Source organism: Nocardiopsis sp. EMB25, assembly GCF_026797795.1.
Classification (GTDB): domain Bacteria; phylum Actinomycetota; class Actinomycetes; order Streptosporangiales; family Streptosporangiaceae; genus Nocardiopsis; species Nocardiopsis lucentensis.
On the sequence record NZ_JAMTDN010000001.1, the window covers coordinates 4,806,180 to 4,824,256 of the forward strand.

Annotated in this window: 16 protein-coding genes; 10 read left to right on the forward strand and 6 right to left on the reverse strand. The window is 71.6% G+C overall.

Annotated features, from left to right (window positions below; all coding sequences use genetic code 11):
* Positions 1-12 precede the first annotated feature (12 nt).
* The gene (locus KIK06_RS21105; protein ID WP_268644813.1) at positions 13-981 is read right to left on the reverse strand and encodes a PstS family phosphate ABC transporter substrate-binding protein; all 969 of its coding nucleotides are present in this window, start codon (positions 979-981) and stop codon (positions 13-15) included.
* Positions 982-1,309: 328 nt separating this feature from the next.
* Here KIK06_RS21105 and KIK06_RS21110 point away from each other — a divergent pair, with 328 nt between their 5' ends.
* Positions 1,310-1,525 carry an EF-hand domain-containing protein gene (locus KIK06_RS21110; RefSeq protein ID WP_017601189.1) on the forward strand — a complete coding sequence of 72 codons (216 nt, stop codon included), beginning with the start codon at positions 1,310-1,312 and terminating at the stop codon, positions 1,523-1,525.
* On the opposite strand, the gene KIK06_RS21115 is transcribed toward KIK06_RS21110, so the two are convergent.
* Positions 1,504-2,253 carry a spermidine synthase gene (locus tag KIK06_RS21115; protein WP_017601188.1) on the reverse strand — a complete coding sequence of 250 codons (750 nt, stop codon included), beginning with the start codon at positions 2,251-2,253 and terminating at the stop codon, positions 1,504-1,506. The genes KIK06_RS21110 and KIK06_RS21115 overlap by 22 nt on opposite strands.
* Before the next feature lie 105 nt (positions 2,254-2,358).
* Here KIK06_RS21115 and KIK06_RS21120 point away from each other — a divergent pair, with 105 nt between their 5' ends.
* Together KIK06_RS21120 and KIK06_RS21125 are read left to right on the forward strand one after the other, a co-directional pair.
* The gene (locus tag KIK06_RS21120) at positions 2,359-2,769 is read left to right on the forward strand and encodes a DoxX family protein (RefSeq protein WP_268644814.1); all 411 of its coding nucleotides are present in this window, start codon (positions 2,359-2,361) and stop codon (positions 2,767-2,769) included.
* Between the two features lie 203 nt (positions 2,770-2,972).
* On the forward strand, positions 2,973-4,259 hold the full coding sequence (locus tag KIK06_RS21125) for a glycoside hydrolase family 6 protein (RefSeq protein WP_268644815.1): 1,287 nt from the start codon (positions 2,973-2,975) through the stop codon (positions 4,257-4,259).
* Positions 4,260-4,329: 70 nt separating this feature from the next.
* On the opposite strand, the gene KIK06_RS21130 is transcribed toward KIK06_RS21125, so the two are convergent.
* Positions 4,330-4,875: a hypothetical protein gene (locus KIK06_RS21130; RefSeq protein WP_268644816.1), complete on the reverse strand. Its 546-nt coding sequence runs from the start codon at positions 4,873-4,875 to the stop codon at positions 4,330-4,332.
* A gap of 74 nt (positions 4,876-4,949) precedes the next feature.
* Between KIK06_RS21130 and KIK06_RS21135 the strand changes: the two genes are divergently transcribed.
* Positions 4,950-6,422 carry a cellulase family glycosylhydrolase gene (locus tag KIK06_RS21135; protein ID WP_268644817.1) on the forward strand — a complete coding sequence of 491 codons (1,473 nt, stop codon included), beginning with the start codon at positions 4,950-4,952 and terminating at the stop codon, positions 6,420-6,422.
* Positions 6,423-6,649: 227 nt separating this feature from the next.
* On the opposite strand, the gene hisG is transcribed toward KIK06_RS21135, so the two are convergent.
* The 3 genes from hisG to KIK06_RS21150 form a co-directional block, all read right to left on the reverse strand.
* Entirely contained in the window at positions 6,650-7,504 is an 855-nt protein-coding gene (hisG, locus tag KIK06_RS21140) for an ATP phosphoribosyltransferase (RefSeq protein WP_017601183.1), read from the reverse strand.
* Between the two features lie 90 nt (positions 7,505-7,594).
* Entirely contained in the window at positions 7,595-7,858 is a 264-nt protein-coding gene (locus KIK06_RS21145; protein ID WP_017601182.1) for a phosphoribosyl-ATP diphosphatase, read from the reverse strand.
* A gap of 133 nt (positions 7,859-7,991) precedes the next feature.
* On the reverse strand, positions 7,992-8,822 hold the full coding sequence (locus KIK06_RS21150) for an SDR family NAD(P)-dependent oxidoreductase (RefSeq protein WP_268644818.1): 831 nt from the start codon (positions 8,820-8,822) through the stop codon (positions 7,992-7,994).
* Between the two features lie 129 nt (positions 8,823-8,951).
* On the opposite strand from KIK06_RS21150, the gene KIK06_RS21155 reads away from it, so the two are divergent.
* From KIK06_RS21155 to lpdA, 6 genes are all read left to right on the forward strand, one after another.
* On the forward strand, positions 8,952-9,650 hold the full coding sequence (locus KIK06_RS21155) for a class I SAM-dependent methyltransferase (RefSeq protein ID WP_268644819.1): 699 nt from the start codon (positions 8,952-8,954) through the stop codon (positions 9,648-9,650).
* 380 nt (positions 9,651-10,030) lie between these two features.
* Positions 10,031-12,394: a trehalase-like domain-containing protein gene (locus KIK06_RS21160; protein ID WP_268644820.1), complete on the forward strand. Its 2,364-nt coding sequence runs from the start codon at positions 10,031-10,033 to the stop codon at positions 12,392-12,394.
* A gap of 96 nt (positions 12,395-12,490) precedes the next feature.
* Entirely contained in the window at positions 12,491-13,606 is a 1,116-nt protein-coding gene (locus KIK06_RS21165; protein WP_268644821.1) for a winged helix DNA-binding domain-containing protein, read from the forward strand.
* 75 nt (positions 13,607-13,681) lie between these two features.
* A complete protein-coding gene (locus KIK06_RS21170; protein WP_268644822.1) occupies positions 13,682-15,412 on the forward strand; it encodes a hypothetical protein in 1,731 nt (576 codons plus the stop codon).
* Between the two features lie 181 nt (positions 15,413-15,593).
* Positions 15,594-16,523 carry a DedA family protein gene (locus tag KIK06_RS21175; RefSeq protein ID WP_268644823.1) on the forward strand — a complete coding sequence of 310 codons (930 nt, stop codon included), beginning with the start codon at positions 15,594-15,596 and terminating at the stop codon, positions 16,521-16,523.
* A gap of 129 nt (positions 16,524-16,652) precedes the next feature.
* Positions 16,653-18,059: a dihydrolipoyl dehydrogenase gene (gene lpdA / locus KIK06_RS21180; RefSeq protein ID WP_017601969.1), complete on the forward strand. Its 1,407-nt coding sequence runs from the start codon at positions 16,653-16,655 to the stop codon at positions 18,057-18,059.
* Positions 18,060-18,077: the final 18 nt, after the last annotated feature.

Below are 18,077 nucleotides of genomic sequence, written 5' to 3' on the forward strand. Positions count from 1 at the left end.
GATCGAGGGCGGTCAGGAGGTGAGGGACTCGATCTGGGCGGTGGCCGCGGCCTTCTGCTCCTCGGTCAGCGGAACGAAACCGGCGGTCTCGGTGATCTGGTCGGAGTTCTCGATGTAGAAGTTCATGAAGTCCACGGCGGCCTGCTCCTGGAGGGCGACGTCACTGGCGTAGACGAAGAGCCCGCGGCCCAGGGGGGCGTAGGAGCCGTCCTGGACGTTCTCCAGGGTCGGCTCGACGCAGCCGTCGCCGGAGTCGATCTGGAGCGGCTTGACCGCGTCGCCGGCCTCGGTGAAGTAGGAGTAGGGGATGTAGGCCATGGCGCCGGCGTCGCCCTCGACGCCGACGATGGCGGCCTGGTCGTCCTCGCCGATGTCGGTGTAGTCGTTGCGGATCACGCCCTCCTCACCGTTGATGGCGTCGGTGAAGTAGTCGAACGTGCCGGAGGAGGAGCCGGGGCCGTAGAGGGTGATGTCCTCGCCGGAGAGGTCACCCACGTCGAGGCCGTCGACGTCGCCCCAGGTGGAGACGGTGGAGCCCTCGTTCCAGATCTGGCTGGCCTGGTCGACGGTGATGCACTCCAGGGGGTTCTCGGGGTTGACGACGATCGCGAGGGCGTCGTTGGCGACCTGGACGCTCTCGAACGCGATCTCGTTCTCCTCGCAGGCGGCGATCTCCTCGTCCTTGATCTCGCGCGAGGCGTCGTTCATGTCGGTCTCGCCCTGGCAGAACTTCTCGAACCCGCCACCGGTGCCCGACTGGGCGACCGAGACCTGGACGCCGGAGTTCTCGTTCATGAACATCTCGGCGGCGACCTCGGAGAGGGGGCCGACGGTGCTCGAACCGTCGATCGCGATGGTGCCGGACAGCTCCGAACCGCCGTCGCCACCGTCGCCACCGTCGCTGTTCCCACCGCACGCGGTGAGGATGAACGGAACCACTCCGGCGACGCCGGCGACCTGAAGCCACTTCTTGGAGATCACGTGGGAATCCTCGACTCGTTACTTTCGGGTCGGCAGGGGGCCGCCGACCCAGTGCAGGGACCGCCCGGCGTGTCCCGCCGAGCACGTTCCCCATGCAAGGCCGTCCGACTGATCAGGGAAAAGAGAAAAGATGAACGAAAGATGAAGGAGCCGACTCAATTCACCCCCGCGCCACCGGGAAACAACCAAGAGCATTCTTATTATTACCCAGAGTGACATTCCATCACATGCCGTCCCCTCCGCGTGCCGCGCCGTGTCCTTCCTGGCCGGTGGCGCCCCCGATACGCTGGCGCGAGCCACAGCAACCAGAGCCGAGAAGGGGACCCCGATGCCCGACACCAACGAGTACGCGACGACCTTCGCGTTCGTCGACGCCGACAGCGACGGGCGCATCTCCGCCCAGGAGTACGCCGACCTCATGCACCGCCTGGGCGACACCTGCACCGAGGAGCAGGCCCGAAAGGCGATCGAGGCCATGGACCAGGACGGAGACGGGCTGATCACCCTGCGGGAGTTCGCCGACTACATGTCGAGCGAGGACTGATCCGCCGAGGGCGAGCCCGCCAGGTACACGACATCGGGCACACCCCGGGCGACGGGCACCTCGATGACCTCCACCGAGGCGAAGCGGGCGCGCAACGCCTCCTCGAAGGCGGACACGCTGTTGGCGCTCCAGAAGGCCAGCAGCCCGCCCGGGGCGAGCAGGTCGGCGAGCGTGTCCAGCCCGGCGCCCTCGTACAGTCGGCCGTTACCCTCGACGACCGTCCAGTCGGGGCCGTTGTCGGTGTCCAGGCAGATGACGTCGTAGCGGACGGGGTCGGCGGCGGCCCGGGCGTCGTCGAGCCAGGCCACGATGTCGGCGTTGTGCACCCGGCAGCGCGGGTCGCGGTGGACGTACCCGGCCGCCTCCCCGAGTTCGCCGTCGTGCCAGGCGATGACCCTCGGTTCGAGTTCGACCACGTCGACGCGGGCCACCCGGGGGTGGTCGAGGGCCTCGCGCGCGGAGAAGCCCACGCCGAGCCCCCCGATCAGCACGCGTGCCAGGGACCGCCCGTGGGGCAGCGCGGACAGGCTCGCCCGCACCATCTCCCGCTCCGAGGTCCCGTCGCGGGTGTCCATGAGGAAGACCCCGTTGGAGTAGATCTCGTAGTGCGCGCCGACCCGGCGCAGGACCAGGTCGCCTCCGGTCTGACCGGTCACCCGCTCCAGGGTGACCGTCTCCCCGCCCCCGGGGGCGGTGTCCGCCGTCCGCTCCGATCTCCGCTGTTCCATGCCCACATTGTGCCCGCAGCGGGGACCCGTGCGGGGGGGCGGGCGGTGGCCCCCGGGACTACCGACGAGTAGGTTTGTGGGCGGCGCGTCACGAGAGGAGTGTGCATGACCGTGAACACCCGCCTGGAGAGACTGCGCGCGGTGGCTCCGCGCGCCCTGGGATGCCTGTTCGTCGCCTCGGGAACGCTGCACTTCGCCGCACCCAAGCCCTTCGAGACGATCATGCCCCGGCGTCTTCCCGCCCACCGGGCCTTCGTGTACGGCAGCGGGGCGGCCGAACTGGCATGCGGGTTCGGACTGCTGACCCGCCGACGGTGGGCCGGTCCGGCCAGTGCCGCGCTGTTGCTCGCGGTGTGGCCCGCCAACGTGCGGATGGCCCTGGACGCGGGTTCGGGGCGGCTTCCGGCGGTCGCCGACAACAGGCTGGTCGCCTGGGGGCGTGTCCCCCTCCAGATCCCGCTGATCTGGGCGGCCCTCCAGGCCCGGCCGAGGTCGGGCGACTCCCCCGAGGGCTGACCGGCGCCGGGGCGGGCGCACGCCCCGGAAACACTTCCGTCACCCCCCTGTGCACAGGGCACGTCACAGGGTAGCCTGACGGCGTTTGGGAGCGCTCCCAAACGGGAGTGCTCCCGGCACCGCGTGAACGGGGGCCGACAGACGAGACGACGCACGGGGGTCCTGGAAGAGCACGACGGGGGTCAATCCACGAAGGAAGGCTCATGTCCCGAACACGTACAGCCGTCGGAGCCGCCCTGGGCTCCGTCACGGCCCTGGCCCTCGGCGCCGCCCTGCTCGGCGTGGCGCCGGCCTCGGCCGACGAGTCCGAGTTCTACGTCAACCCCGACACGTCCGCGGCCGTGTGGGTCCGGGAGAACCCGGACGACCCGCGGGCCGACGTGATCGGCGACCGCATCGCCTCGGTCGCCCAGGCCACCTGGTTCGCCCAGCACAACCCCGACGAGGTCCGCGCGGAGGTCGACGCGCTGGTCGGCGCCGCGGACGCCCGGGACCAGGTCCCCATCCTGGTCGTCTACAACATCCCGGGACGCGACTGCGGCAACCACAGCGGCGGCGGGGCGCCCAGCCACGAGGCCTACCGGGCCTGGGTGGAGGAGGTGGCCGCCGGACTGGAGGGCCGTCCCGCCACCATCGTACTGGAGCCCGACGCCCTCCCGCTGGTGAGCGCGTGCAGTGACCCCTCCCCGCTCCTGGAGTCGATGGCCTTCGCGGGCCGGGCCCTCATGGCGGGCTCTCCCCAGGCCCGGGTGTACTTCGACATCGGGAACTCGGCCTGGCTGAGTCCCCAGGACGCCGCCGACCTGCTCAACGGCGCGGACATCGCGCACAGCGCCCACGGCATCGCCACCAACACCTCCAACTACAACTGGACCGACGACGAGATCGCCTTCGCCGAGTCCGTCATCGCCGCCACGGGCGTACCCGGGCTCGGCGCCGTGATCGACACCAGCCGCAACGGCAACGGCCCCACCCCCGACAACGAGTGGTGCGACCCGCCGGGGCGGATGATCGGCCGCCCCAGCACCACCGACACGGGCCACCCGCTGATCGACGCCTTCCTCTGGACCAAGCTGCCGGGTGAGGCCGACGGCTGCATCGCGCCCGCGGGGCAGTTCGTCCCCCAGGCCGCCTACGACCTGGCGGTGAACGCCCCCGACCCGGGTGAGGAGCCGAGCGACCCTCCGGCCGACGAGGACTGCACGGCCGAGTACCGGATCGTCTCCGAGTGGTCGGGCGGTTTCCAGGCGGCGGTGACGGTCACCGCGGGGTCGGCGCTCTCCGGCTGGACCGTGACGTGGACCCACGACGACGGCCAGAGCGTCGTCCAGGGGTGGAACGCCGACATCACGACCAGTGGGACGCGGGTCACCGCCACGGACCTGGGCTGGAACGGGACGCTCGGCCCCGGCGACAGCACGGAGTTCGGGTTCACCGGGACCCACGACGGCACCGGAGGCGTACCGGACGTGGTCTGCTCGGCGGCCTGAGGCCCCGGACACGCGGGCGGGGTGGGGCGGGTTCCGTTCCACCCCGTCGCCGCACGCGCGGCGGCCCTCCTCAGGCCCCGGTCGGGGCCGGGGTCTCCCGGGCCGCCGTCAACCGGTGGACGACCGCGACCGGCACCGCGCACACCCAGCCGGTGCACACGCCCCACAGCAGGCCGCTGAGGGTCCCAGCGAGCACGAACCCGGCCAGCGCCAGGAGCCCGACGCCCCCGGCGAGGGCGTCGGCGGCGGCGCGCAGGACACCGGCGGCCACCAGTCCGAGCAGGACCGCGGCCCAGACGGAGAGCAGGAACCGCGAGGAGTTGGCGCCGGGCCGACGGCCCAGGGCGCGATACGTCCACCACGCGGTGACCCCGGCGAGGACCAGCACGGCCAGGATCTCCGTGACGTGGTTCCAGGGCGGCTGACCCACGGTCGAGGGGCCGAGCCGGGGAAAGGCGAAGGGGGCGCCGAACGCGGACGGCAGCAGGAGCCAGGCGGCGCGGGCGCCGAGCCAGGCGACGAACGCGCCGTTGCCGAAGAGCGCGCAGGGGAGCAGGGCCGTGAAACCGGCGGCGCCGGCCAGACGGATATTGCGAATCTTATTCACCTTTTGCATCCTAGTGATCCGCGTCTCATCCAACACCCCGTCCTGACCACCCCCTCGCCCCCATCCCCGAAAGGACGGTGCCGATGCCGCGCCAGGCCCGAGGCCGACTCCCCCGCCGACTCCCCGCCGCCGCCCTCGTGGCGCTCGCGCTACTCCTGACCACCGCCGTCGCGGTCATCACCGAGCACGATCCCGGGCCCACCCGCTACCTCACCGACGACCGGGGACGCGCCCTGTTCCTCCACGGGTTCAACACCTCCGGTTCGGCCAAGTCCGACCCCGAGCGCCTGCCCTGGATCACGGAGGAGGCCGTCCAGCGCGAGTACGACCTCATGGGCACCAACTTCGTCCGCCTGCTCCTCCAGTGGCAGGCGCTCGAACCGGAACACGGGGTCTACGACGAGACGTACCTGGACGCGGTAGCCGAACGGGTCGACTGGTACTCCGAACGCGGCTACCACGTCCTCCTGGACATGCACCAGGACCTCTACGGGCGGTTCACCAGCCCCGAGCGGCACTCCGGCAACGGCGCCCCCGAGTGGGCCACCCACACCGACGGCCTGCCCGTGGAACCCCAGGAGATGTGGGAGCTGGTCTACCTGGAGCCGGGGGTGGTCCGGGCCTTCGACCACTTCTGGGGCACCACCGGTGAGCACCCCGAACTGATGGACGGTTACGCCGCCGCCTGGGCGCACGTCGCCGCGCGCTTCGCCGGCGAACCGGCGGTCATCGGCTACGACCTCATGAACGAGCCCTTCGGCGGCAGCCTCCAGGGGCCCGACTTCGAAAGCGGCCCCCTCGCCGAGCTGTACCGCCGCTGCGTCGCCCGGATCCGGGAGGCCGACCAGGACACCTGGCTCTTCGTGGAGGGGCAGGCGGTGGGCGTCAACTGGGGGACGCCGTCGGCCCTGCCGCACCTGGCGGACCCTCGCGAGGGGGAGCCCCGGATCGTCTACGCCCCGCACGCCTACCCGCTGCCCATGGACCTCGGGCAGCCGTACGCGGGCGAGTCCCGGGAGACGGTGGACACGAGCGTCGAGCTGTGGTCGGCGAGCGTCCGCACCACGGCGGAGCGACTGGACGCGCCGATCGTCCTGGGCGAGTTCGGCCTGAACGTGTCCAGGGAGGGCGCCACCGACTACGTGGCGCGGATGCTGGCGGAGACCGAGCAGATGGCCGCGGGGCGGGTCTACTGGTCCAACGACCACGACGGGTGGGGGCCGTGGGCGGACGAGGAACTCAACCCCGGACCCCTCGTCGACGTGATGAACCGCGCCTACCCCCGCGCGGTCGCCGGAGACCCGCTGGAGATCGACCACGACACGGACGCCGCGCGGCTCTCGGTGCGGTTCGCGGTGCGCGAGGGCGTGTCCGGACCGACCGAGCTGTACCTGCCCGAGACCGACTATCCGGACGGGTTCGACCTGTCCGTGGCCGCCCCGGACGGGGCGAAGGACTGGACCTTCGAGTGGGACGCGGACCGGCGGGTGCTGTTCGTGGACACGCCCTCGGGGGCGCCCGGCGACGAGTACACGCTCACCGTCGTCCCCGGATGACCGCGCGAGGGCGCCCACGACGACGGGCCCGCACGGTGTACGGGGCCCGTCGCGGATCAGCGCGCCAGGGCGTGTTCCGTGGGCGCTGCTCGTCGCGAGCGGCGTATCCAGTGGTGCTCTCGCAAGGCCGAAGAAGGAGTCAGGGTGGTGTCCTGTCGACTGATGAGAACACAGCGAGAGTGCCGCTGGGGCGACGCGCAGCAGAGTATGTGCCCGCGGATCACGCCCTAAAGGCGGCAGGCGTAGATGTCGGTGACCAGGATGGCGCGGGCGCCGAGGTGCCACAGGTCGTCCATGATGCGCTGCGCGTCCTGGCGCGGCACCATCGAGCGGACCGCGACCCAGCCCTCGCGGTGCAGCGGGGAGACCGTCGGGCCCTCCATGCCCGGGGTGAGGGCGACGGCGGGCTCCAGGTGCTCGGCGTGGACGTCGTACTCCATCATCACGTAGTCGCGGGCGACCAGGACGCCGCGCAGGCGCCGCAGCAGCTGCTCGATCTTGGGGTCCTCACCCGCGCCCGACGGCCGGATCACGACCGCCTCGGAGACCAGGATCGGTTCGCCGAAGGTCTCCATGCCCGCCTGGCGGAGCGTGGTCCCCGTGGAGACCACGTCGGCCACCGCGTCGGCCACGCCGAGCTGCACGGAGCTCTCCACGGCGCCGTCCAGGTGGATCACGCGGGCGTCGACGCCCTGTTCGTCCAGGTAGGAGCGGAGCAGCCCGTCGAAGGACGTGGCGATCCGCTTGCCGTTGAGGTCGCAGACCTTCATGCTCGCGCCGTTGGGGGCCGCGAAGCGGAAGGTGGAGGCGCCAAAGCCCAGGGCGAGGACCTCGTCCACGGCGGCGCCGGAGTCCAGCAGCATGTCACGGCCGGTGATCCCGGCCTGGAGGATGCCCTCGCCGACGTAGACGGCGATGTCCTTGGGGCGCAGGAAGAAGAACTCGGTGTCGTTGTCCGGGTCGACCATGACCAGGTCCCGGGAGCTCTTGCGCTGCCGGTACCCGGCCTCGCGCAGCATCTCGACCGCCGGTTCGGACAACTGGCCCTTGTTGGGCACGGCGATTCGCAACAGGTCGGACATGTGAGTGGTTCCTTCGTCGGTTCTGGCGTTTCGGGGACGTCCGGTGGGCCGGTGCGGGAGACCGGCCGGGGCGTGTTCGGCGAACACGCCCTAGAGATGCTTGTAGACGTCCTCGAGACGCAGGCCGCGGGCCAGCATCAGGACCTGGAGGTGGTAGAGGAGCTGCGAGATCTCTTCGGCCGCGTGGTCGTCCGACTCGTACTCGGCGGCCATCCAGACCTCCGCCGCCTCCTCCACGACCTTCTTGCCGATGGCATGGACACCGGCGTCGAGTTGGGCGACGGTCCCGGACCCCTCGGGGCGGGAGCGTGCCTTCTCGGACAGCTCGGCGAACAGCTCTTCGAAGGTCTTCATGGTGTCTTTCCTCGACCGACAGTGCGTTACCAGCGTAGGCGGTCCGGGCGCCCGTTGCCGCACGGGGACGCGGATGTCTCACGATGTGGTCGAAACGTTCGGTGAACGATCCCGGTCGAGGTCGCGGCGGAGGTCAGCCGAGACGGCGGCCCAGGGCGCGCACGACCGGTCGCGGCAGGACCCTGAGGAGGCTGTCGGCGGTCTTGTACTGGGCGCCGGGGACGACGTGCGAGCGCCCGGCGGACCACGCGCGCAACGAGTCCCGCACGATCTGCGCCTTGGACACGAAGGCGAACTCGGGCAGCCCCCTCTCCTGGACGGCTCGGGTCATGTCGGTGCGCACGAACCCGGGCAGGACCACGGTGACCTGCACACCCTTCGCGCGAACCTCGGCGGCCACGCTCTCGCTCCACAGGGTGACGAACTTCTTTCCGCCCCCGTACACCGAACCGCCGGGGTTCACGACGGGCTCACCGGCCAGCGACGACACGTTGAGCACACCGAGCTTGGCGGTCTCGCCCGCCGCGCGCCGGGCGATCTGGACGGGCAGGACCGCTCGGGTGAGCTGGAGGACGGCGCGGACGTTGAGGTCGATCATGGCGTCGATCTCGCCCGGGTCCTGGGTGGCGAACGCGCCGCCGTCCCCGCGCCCGGCGTTGTTGACGAGCAGGTCGACCGGGGCGGCGTCACCCCCGCCGTCGGCGGACAGGCGCCCGGCCACCGCCGTGACGCCCTCGCGGGTGCCGAGGTCGGCGGGGAGGGTCTCGACGGCGGTGCCGTAGGTCTCACGGATCTCCTCCGCGAGCTCGTCGAGGAGTGCCGCACGGCGGGCGACGAGCACGAGCGCGTACCCGCGCTGGGCCAGCCTGCGCGCGAACTCCTCACCGATACCGCTGGAGGCGCCGGTGACCAGCGCGGTCCGGGAACGGGGGGCGGTTCCTGGGGTGTCGTCCGCATCGCTCATGGAGGTCAGCCTACGCCGCCCCGACCCACGTCTGCGGCGCGGTGCCGTTCACGCCGTCGGAAGGCGTCGAACCTGAGGATTTGACGCCGATCCCTCCCGTCGGCGCGCGCCAGGCGCTAGCGTTCGGGTATGGCCGAGACCACGAGTCCCACCGGACCTCTCACCGCCCTCAAACTGGACGAGCGTCTCCGCGACACCAGGCTCTTCTTCACCCAGGCGGTACGGACCTTCCACGCCACCGGCTCCGTCGTTCCGAGCAGCAGAGCCCTGGCCGACGCCCTGGCCGAGTTCGTGCGGGAGCGCCCCGCCCCCGACCGACCGCTGCGCATCATGGAGGCCGGCGCCGGGACCGGCGCGATCACCCGGGGCATCGCCGCCGCCATGCGCCCCGGCGACACCGTCGACCTGGTGGAGGCCAATCCCGCCTTCGCCGCCCACGTCGAGGACCTGCTGGGCACCGACCCCGAACTGTCGGAGATCGCCGACAGCGCGACGGTGCACGCGATGCTCGTCAACGACATGGGCACCGACCGGGTCTACGACGTGATCGTCTCGGGGCTGCCGTTCGCCAACTTCACGGCGGAGGCGGTCGGGGAGATCCTCGACTACTACTTCGAGGTGCTGAGGCCGGGCGGGACGCTGTCCTTCTACGGCTACCTCTACACCAAGGAGGTCAAGGCGATCATCGCGCGCCGCGAGGACTACCTCCGCCAGGCACGGACGAGCTGGCTGGTGCAGGACTGGATCGACCGTTACGGGATCCGCTCCGAGCGGGTACTCGCCAACTTTCCGCCCGCGTGGGTGCACCACCTGCGCAAGCCCGCCTGACCGACGGGACCCGTGCCCCGTCCGGCCCCTCCCCCGCGCCGCGTACGCCGGGAGAGGGGCCGTTCCGCCTTCTCCGGCCGCCACACCAATGTGACCTGTTCTGCCCAGATTGAGTGTCGCGGTGACTCGTGTGGCCCAGGTAGTCTCACGTTGACTTCTTGAGGACCCGGCCTTGTTCCGGCCGACTGCCAGTGCAGTCTGTCCGTGTTCACACCAAATATTCCCAAGGTCTGATTCAAGTCCCCTGAAGCCCGTCCCGCGCCACAAGCCCTGGGCTCTACGTTCTTCACACCAGCTGTGGTGTGCGCCCGAACCATGCGCGCGGACTCCCGTACCTCACCGACGTCCCCAGGTCGACGAAGACCTATGGAGGAGGCAACGTGACGCTCACCCAGGCGGCCGGAACGGCCCTAGGACTGTCCGGCCGAACCGGCGACACGACCCCCGAGGCCCTGCCCGTGGATGTGCGGCGGCGGATCTCCGCTCTGGCCCGCACCCCCCGCCTCCTCATCGCCTGCGACTACGACGGCGCCCTCACCCCCACCGACACCGGCGACACCAATACGGCGCGCCCGCACCCCCTGGCCGTACGCGCCCTACGCGAGCTGGCCGACCTGCCCGCCACCACCTGCGCCGTCATCTCCTCCCGCCCCCTGACCAGCCTGGCCACCCTCTCCCGCCTGCCCGCCGAGATCCACCTGGTCGGCGCCCACGGCACCGAACCCGACACCGCCCTGCACACCCACCCCTCGAACAAGCCCACCGCCCTGCAGGCCCTACGCGAACACGTCGAGGCCACCGCCACCTGCTACATCGGCGGCGGCGACGGCGAGGAAGACGCCCTGGCCCACCTGACCGGCCCCGACGCCGGCATCCGCGTGGGCGAGCACACCGCACCGACCATGGCCGCCCACACCATCCCCGACACCCCCACCGCCGCCCTGTTCCTGGCCGCCCTGGTCACCGAACGCCGCGCCTGGACCTTCGGGGAACGCCCCACCCCCATCGAACGCCTGTCCCTGCTGTCCAACCAGACCTCGGTGGCGTTGGTGGGCCCCGACGCCCGCCTGGCCTGGCTGTGCCACCCCGAACCCGACTCCGGCGCGGTGTTCGCCGAGATCCTGGGCGGCCGGTCGGCGGGGACCTTCGCCCTGGCCCCCGCCCACGGCGGCCAACCCCTGGGCCAGCGCTACGAGCCGGGCACCATGACCGTGCACACCCGCTTCGCGGGCCTGCACGTCACCGACTACCTCGCCCACCCCACCCAGCGGGGCCGCACCGACCTGGTCCGGGTCCTGTCCGGCACCGCCCCCACCCTGGTGGAGTTCGCCCCCCGCCCCGACTTCGGCCGCACCCCGGTCCGGTTGCGCGCCCACACCGACGGTCTGGTGGTCCAGGGCGCCGACTTCCCCATGGTGCTGCACGCCCCCGGCGTGCAATGGGCCATCGACCACGACGGGGTCCACGACAGCGCCCGCGCCACCGTCCACCCCACCAGCGAGCACCCGGTGGTGCTGGAACTGCGCCTGGGCACCGGGGACCTGTCCGCGGCGCCGGTGGCCGAGACCGACCGCCGACGGGCGGTGCGTGACCACTGGGCGGGCTGGTTGGACACCCTGTCGTTGCCGGTGGCCGCCCGGGAGTTGGCCGCGCGTTCGGCGCTGACGCTGCGGGGGTTGTGCACCCCTTCGGGTGGGGTGATGGCGGCGGCCACCACCTCCCTGCCCGAGGAGATCGGGGGGGTGCGTAACTGGGACTACCGGTACTGCTGGCTGCGGGACGGGGCGCTGACCGTGCGGGCTCTGGTGTCGCTGGGCTCCACGGCCGAGGCGGACGCGTTCTTGGACTGGGTGCACCGGGTGGTGGCCACGGTGCCCTCGCCGGAGTTGTTGCGGCCGTTGTACACGTTGGCCGGGACGGACCTGGGCCCGGAGGAGACCATCGAGTCCCTGGCCGGGTACGCCGGGTCGCGGCCGGTGCGGGTGGGCAACGCCGCCGACCACCAGGTGCAGCTGGACGTGTTCGGGCCCGTCGTCGAGCTCATCGCGGATCTGGCCCACCGGCGGGGGGTGCTGGCCGACCGGGACTGGGAGCTGGTGCGGTCGATGGCCGAGGCGGTCGCCCGCCGTTGGCACGAGCCCGATCACGGGATCTGGGAGGAGCGGGACGAGCCCCGCCAGCGGGTGTACTCCAAGGTGATGTGCTGGGTCACCCTCGACCGGGCGGTGCGGCTGGCGGACCGGTTCGGTCGGGTGGTGGACCCCGTGTGGGGGCCGTTGGCGGCCGATATCGCCGCTGAGGTGGTGGCCAAGGGGTGGAACGAGACGGTGGGGGCCTACACCACGGCCTATGAGGGTGAGGATCTGGACGCGGCGTCGTTGCACATCGGTTTGTCCGGGCTGTTGGATCCGGCGGATGAGCGGTTCCAGGCGACGGTGACCGCGGTGGAGGCGGGGTTGCGGCAGGGGCCGACGGTGTACCGGTACCGGCGCGATGACGGGTTGCCGGGGGGTGAGGGCGGTTTCCATCTGTGTACGGCGTGGTTGATCGAGGCGTATCTGCTCACGGGGCGTGGGGTGGAGGCCGAGGAGTTGTTCGCGCATCTGGTGGAGCGGGCGGGGCCGACGGGGTTGATTCCCGAGGAGTTCGATCCCGACTCGGAGCGGGCGTTGGGTAATCATCCGCAGGCGTATTCGCATCTGGGGTTGATCCGCTGCGCCCAACTCCTCGACCAGCACTCCTGACACCCGGGTCCGCGTCCGCCGCCACGGACGCGGACCCGGTGTCCGCACCGGCGGGTAGGGTGCCCCCTCCCAGCAGCGACCGGGAAGCAGGCCACGATGACCACGACCGGCACCACCCTGACCCGGCGCGCGCTCAACCGCGCCACTCTCGCCCGCCAGTTCCTCCTCCGCCGCGTCGACCTGCCCGTCACGGAGGTCGTCACCCGCCTCGCGGGGCTCCAGGCCCAGACCACGCACACCTGGTACGTCGGCCTCCAGAACCGGATCGAGGGACTCGACCCGCACGCGGTCGGGCGCATGCTCACCGACGGCGAGCTGGTGCGCGTCACCCTCATGCGCTCGACGCTCCACCTGGTCACCCCGGAGGACATGGCGTGGCTGCGGGCCACCGTGCAGGCCGTGATCGACCGCGATCTGACCCACAGCGGCCACGGCCGGACCACACGCGAGCTGGACCTGGACGCGGTCGTCGCCGTCGGCCGCGAACTCCTGGCCCGACGGCCGCTCACGCCCACCGACCTCGGCGCCCGCCTCGCCGAGCGCTGGCCCGACGTCCCCGACCGCGACCTGGCCTACGTCGTCCGCTGCCGACTGCCCGTCGTGCAGGTCCCACCACGCGGGGTGTGGGGCGCGTCGGGACCACCCGCGCTCGCCCCCGCCGACACCTGGACCGGGCGGACCCTCGACGCCCGCCCCGACCCGGCGACGCTGATCACGCGCTACCTCGCCGCGTTCGGCCCGGCCAGCGTGAAGGACGTCCAGACCTGGTCGGGGCTGACCCGACTGCGCGAGGTCGTCGACCGGCTACGCGACCGGCTCATCGTCCTGCGCGGAGAGGACGGCGCCGAACTCCTCGACCTGCCCGACGCACCGCGCCCCGACCCGGACACCCCCGCCCCCGCGCGCTTTCTGTACGACTTCGACAACCTCCTGCGCGGCCACGCCGACCGGAGCCGGGTCATCTCCGCCGAGGACCTGCGGCGCATCTGCGCGCGTAACGGGATGCCCCCGGCCACGGTCCTGGTGGACGGCGAGGTCAGCGCCGCGTGGAAGGTGGTTCGCACGCGCGCCGCGGCGGCCGTCGAGGTCGTCCCGTTCCGTCCCCTGACCCCAGCGGAGACCGACGAGGTGACCGCCGAGGGCCTGCGGCTGCTGCGATTCCTGGAACCCGACCGCGACGGACACGAGATCCGTGTCCTCGACACACCCTGAACTTTCCCCTGTGGGGCTTTCGCCCATACCTGTCCGGACCACGGATGACACGTGTGGATATGGAAGGATTCTCGGGTGACTGAAGAGTTCCGCGCCGCGTTCCAACGCGTCCTCGACACCGCCGCAAGCCAAGCACCAGAGTTCTCCTCCGCCGTGCACGATGTGTTCCGGCTGTCCTCACAGGTGTCCAAGGATGAGCTCGCCACCGCGCTGGAGGCGCTCGCACCGGTCCTCGGTGAGTGCGAATCCGTCGCGGGCGTGGCCGCCGACCTTGCCGTCCTGGCCGGAGCCCTGGTCGAGTCCGGCGCCCCGGCGGGGCAGGTCGGTCTGGAGGTCCTCCGCCAACTCGGCAGCTACGGCCAGGCGGCCGTGGCCTTCATGCACGCGTGGGACAAGACGGGCGGCGGAGCGCTCCCCGCCCCCGCCGCGGTGACGGAGGCCGAGGAGAAGCGGGTCGAGGAGGTCCTCGGGGACAACGCGCCGCTGGCCACGGTCGGCTGGTGGACCTCGCAGCGCTACGGCCTCGCGGCCAAGGCCATGCTGGGCGACCCTGGTGTGCGCACCGCCGTGCGCGGTGACGCCAGCGCGCTGGAGGGGCTGGGCCAGATCGTCCGCGCGCTGTCGACACAGCTCAGCGAGTTCGTCGAGGTCCACGAACTGCTGAGGATGGCCGAGACGAGCCGTGCGCTGGTGCTCGACCGCGCGTCCTGGCGGGGGTTCCGGGTGCGGTTCGACGGGATGGGCGACAACTTCCAGCTGCACACGCTGCTGGCGGACGCGCTCATCGGCAAGGAGGGACACCGGGTCCCGGGCACCCGACCGGATCCGCGCTGGACCGCCGCCTGCCTGAACGCGCCCGCCGACCCCCTGGCGGACGTCGTGCGCGGTGAGTGGGACCTGGTCGGCGGCGACGGAACGTGGCTCGGCAACGAGGCCGTCCCGGCCGACATCCCGGTGATCGACGGCGAACGGGTGCTGGTCCTGGAACCGCAGACACTCGCGCACTCGTGGCGCGCGGGTCGCCGCCACCCGCACATCCCCGGATCCTTGGAGGTCCTGGAGGAACTGCACCCGGACGAGGCCGCCGCGTGGTGGTCGCGCATGCACCCGGCGGGCTCGGTCCGCCACCCGCTGGCGCCGCCGATCGAACACGACGACACCGGTTCGCAGCTCGCTCCCCGGCACTTCGGGGTCGCGGCGCACTTCGCCGAGGTGGACTCGGGGCCGCTGTCGGCGCCGTTCGAATCCCCGGCGCCCGGGGACGAGGACGGGCCGAAGGAGACCAGGGAGTCCTGGGAACACGAGGAGGCCTGGGCGACGGAGGACCCCGGAGGGATCGGTGACCCCGGCGGGATCGGAGAGGCTCTGGGGACCGAGGAGATCTGGGAACCCCAAGGGCTCCGGGAACCGGGGGAACCGCTCCCGTTCCGGGAACCCCGAGGCCCCGGGAACGCCTCTGGGTCCGCCGCCTTCGGCGGGTTCGGAGAACCGGGAGGCGAGGCCGGCGGCGTTCCCGTGCCCGAGCCCCTCGCGCCGGAGCCGTGGGGTGCCGTGTCGGAGCCCGCCGCTCCCGAGCCCGTCGGTCCCGAGCCCCTCGCGCCGGAGCCGTGGGGCCCCGTGCCGGACCAGCCCGAACCGCACCCGTGGGCGGCCGAACCGCCTCCGCCCGCCCCGAAACCGGTCACCGCGGACGAGGAGCGGCCGCCCGGCGCGCACCTGCTCCCGCCCATGCCCCCGGACGTCTCCGAGAGCTGCCGGTGGGCCCCGTCCTGGCGGTGGCCGGTGCCGCCGGGTCCCCGGGACTGACGGTGTCTCGCGGGGGCTTCGTCTCACCCCCTCACCCTCCACCGAATCCGGACCCGCGGACGCCGTGCCCCCTGCGCGTCCCGACATGACACCTGTCATCCCCCGCACGTCACGTCCCTCATTCCGACACGGTGACGTGTACGACTACGGCGGACCCGTCCGCCACGACATGCTGGGAACCATGGCAACGCAGAGGAACACCCACCCGACCGCCGACGGCGCGAGCACGGACGAGACCACCCCGGGCGACGGTGTCACCGAGACCGGAACCGACCGGACCGACGAGGACACCGCGACCGACGCGGACGGCCCCGCGGACGGCCCCGGCGACGACGCCCCCACCGACCCCAAGGAGGCGGAGCGGGCCAGACGCGAGCAGGAGGCCCGGGAGGCCCTGCGTGCCATGAAGCCCTGGAAGGGCAAGGCCACCCGCCAGGACAAGATCCTGCTCGCCTGCGCCATCGGCATCCCCGCCTTCTTCCTGGCCCTCACCCCCGTCAAACCGCTCCTCATCGCCGACCATCCGATCGGGCTGGCCTTCCTGACGGGCAGCAACGCGGCGGTCGGGGCGGCGGCCGCCTTCGCCCGCATCGGCGAGATCCCGCTGTGGCTCGTCGTGGTCGCGGGCGTCTTCGGCAAGGTCAAGGTCGACTGGCTGTTCTGGTGGCTGGGCCGGCGCTGGGGCCGCGGCTTCATCAACAACTTCCTCGCCCGAGGCGAGCGGGCGCAGAAGTTCGCGGACAAGGCCCACGACCTCAACCCGTGGATCATCCGGATCGCGCTCACGCTCTCCTACCTGCCGGGCGTGCCCGCCGCACTCATCCACGTCACCGCGGGGTGGACCGGAATGCGCCTGCGGACCTTCTTCCTCTTCGACGCCCTCGGCGCCCTGATCCTCACCGGGGTCGTGACGGCCGTCGGCTACGCGAGCGGTCAGACCGGGGTCGACATCATCCTCCTCGTCGACCGCTACGCCCTGTGGATCACCTTCGCGATCATCTTCGCGATGGCCTTCTACCCCGTGTTCAAGCAGCAGCGCGCGGAGAAGGCCAGACAGAAGGCCCGGGAGAGGGCCGCCACGGCGGCCGAGTCCGCCGAGAAGACCGCCTGAGGGCGTGCGCGTCCACCTGGTCACCCACGAGCGGGGGCCGCACGGCTAGGCTGGCGTTCGGCAATCCGACACCCCGGGCCTGCCGGCTGCCTGGGTGCGTCACGAGCACACTCAAGGAGAGATCCCGTCATGGGACAGCGACACTTCGATCTGGTGGTCCTCGGCGCTGGGCCCGGCGGCTACGTCGCGGCGATCCGCGCGGCCCAGCTCGGGCTGAACACGGCCGTCATCGAGGAGAAGTACTGGGGCGGCGTCTGCCTGAACGTCGGCTGCATCCCCTCCAAGGCGCTCCTGCGCAACGCCGAGCTGGCCCACCTGTTCCGCACCGAGGCCGACCAGTTCGGCATCAAGGTGGACGGCACGGTCGAGTTCGACTTCGGCAAGGCCCACAGCCGCAGCCGTGAGGTGGCCGAGGGCCGCGTCAAGGGCGTCCACTTCCTCATGAAGAAGAACAAGATCACCGAGCTCAACGGGCGCGGCGCCTTCCTCGACGCCAACACCGTCGAGGTGCGCGGTGAGGACGGCTCCACCGAGACCGTCACCTTCGACAACGCGGTGATCGCCGCCGGGTCCTCCACCAGGCTGATCCCCGGCACGGAGCTCTCCGAGCGGGTCGTCACCTACGAGGAGCAGATCCTCGACGAGAACCTCCCCGAGAGCATCATCATCGCGGGCGCGGGCGCCATCGGCGTCGAGTTCGCCTACGTCCTCGCCAACTACGGCGTCGACGTGACCATCGTGGAGTTCCTCGACCGCATGGTCCCGCTGGAGGACGAGGAGGTCTCCAAGGAGCTGGCACGCGCCTACAAGAAGCTCGGTGTGAAGGTCATGACCTCCACCCGCGTGGAGGGGGTCGAGGACACGGGCGAGAACGTCCGCGTCACCGTCTCCACCTCCGACGGCGAGCAGCAGACCCTGGAGGCCGACCGCCTGCTCCAGGCGATCGGGTTCGCGCCGAACGTCGAGGGCTACGGCCTGGAGAACACCGGTGTGAAGCTGACCGACCGCGGCGCGATCGACATCGACGCCCGGGGCCGCACCAACGTCCCGAACATCTACGCGATCGGCGACGTGACCGCCAAGCTCATGCTCGCGCACACCGCCGAGGCGATGGGCGTCGTCGCGGTGGAGACCATCGCGGGCGCCGAGACGCAGGAGGTCGACTACCGGTTCATCCCGCGCGCCACCTACTGCCAGCCCCAGATCGCCAGCTTCGGCTACAGCGAGACGGAGGCCCGGGAGGCCGGGTACGACGTCCAGGTCGCCAAGTTCCCCTTCATGGCCAACGGCAAGGCGCACGGCCTGGGCGAGACCCGCGGCTTCGTCAAGGTCATCTCCGACGGCGCGTACGGGGAGTTCCTCGGCGCCCACATGATCGGCCCGGACGTCACCGAACTGCTGCCCGAGCTGACGCTGGCCCAGCAGTGGGACCTGACGGTGCACGAGGTGTCCCGCAACATCCACGCGCACCCGACGCTCAGTGAGGCGGTCAAGGAGGCCGTGCACGGCCTGGCCGGGCACATGATCAACCTCTGACCGGACCGTGACACGCGG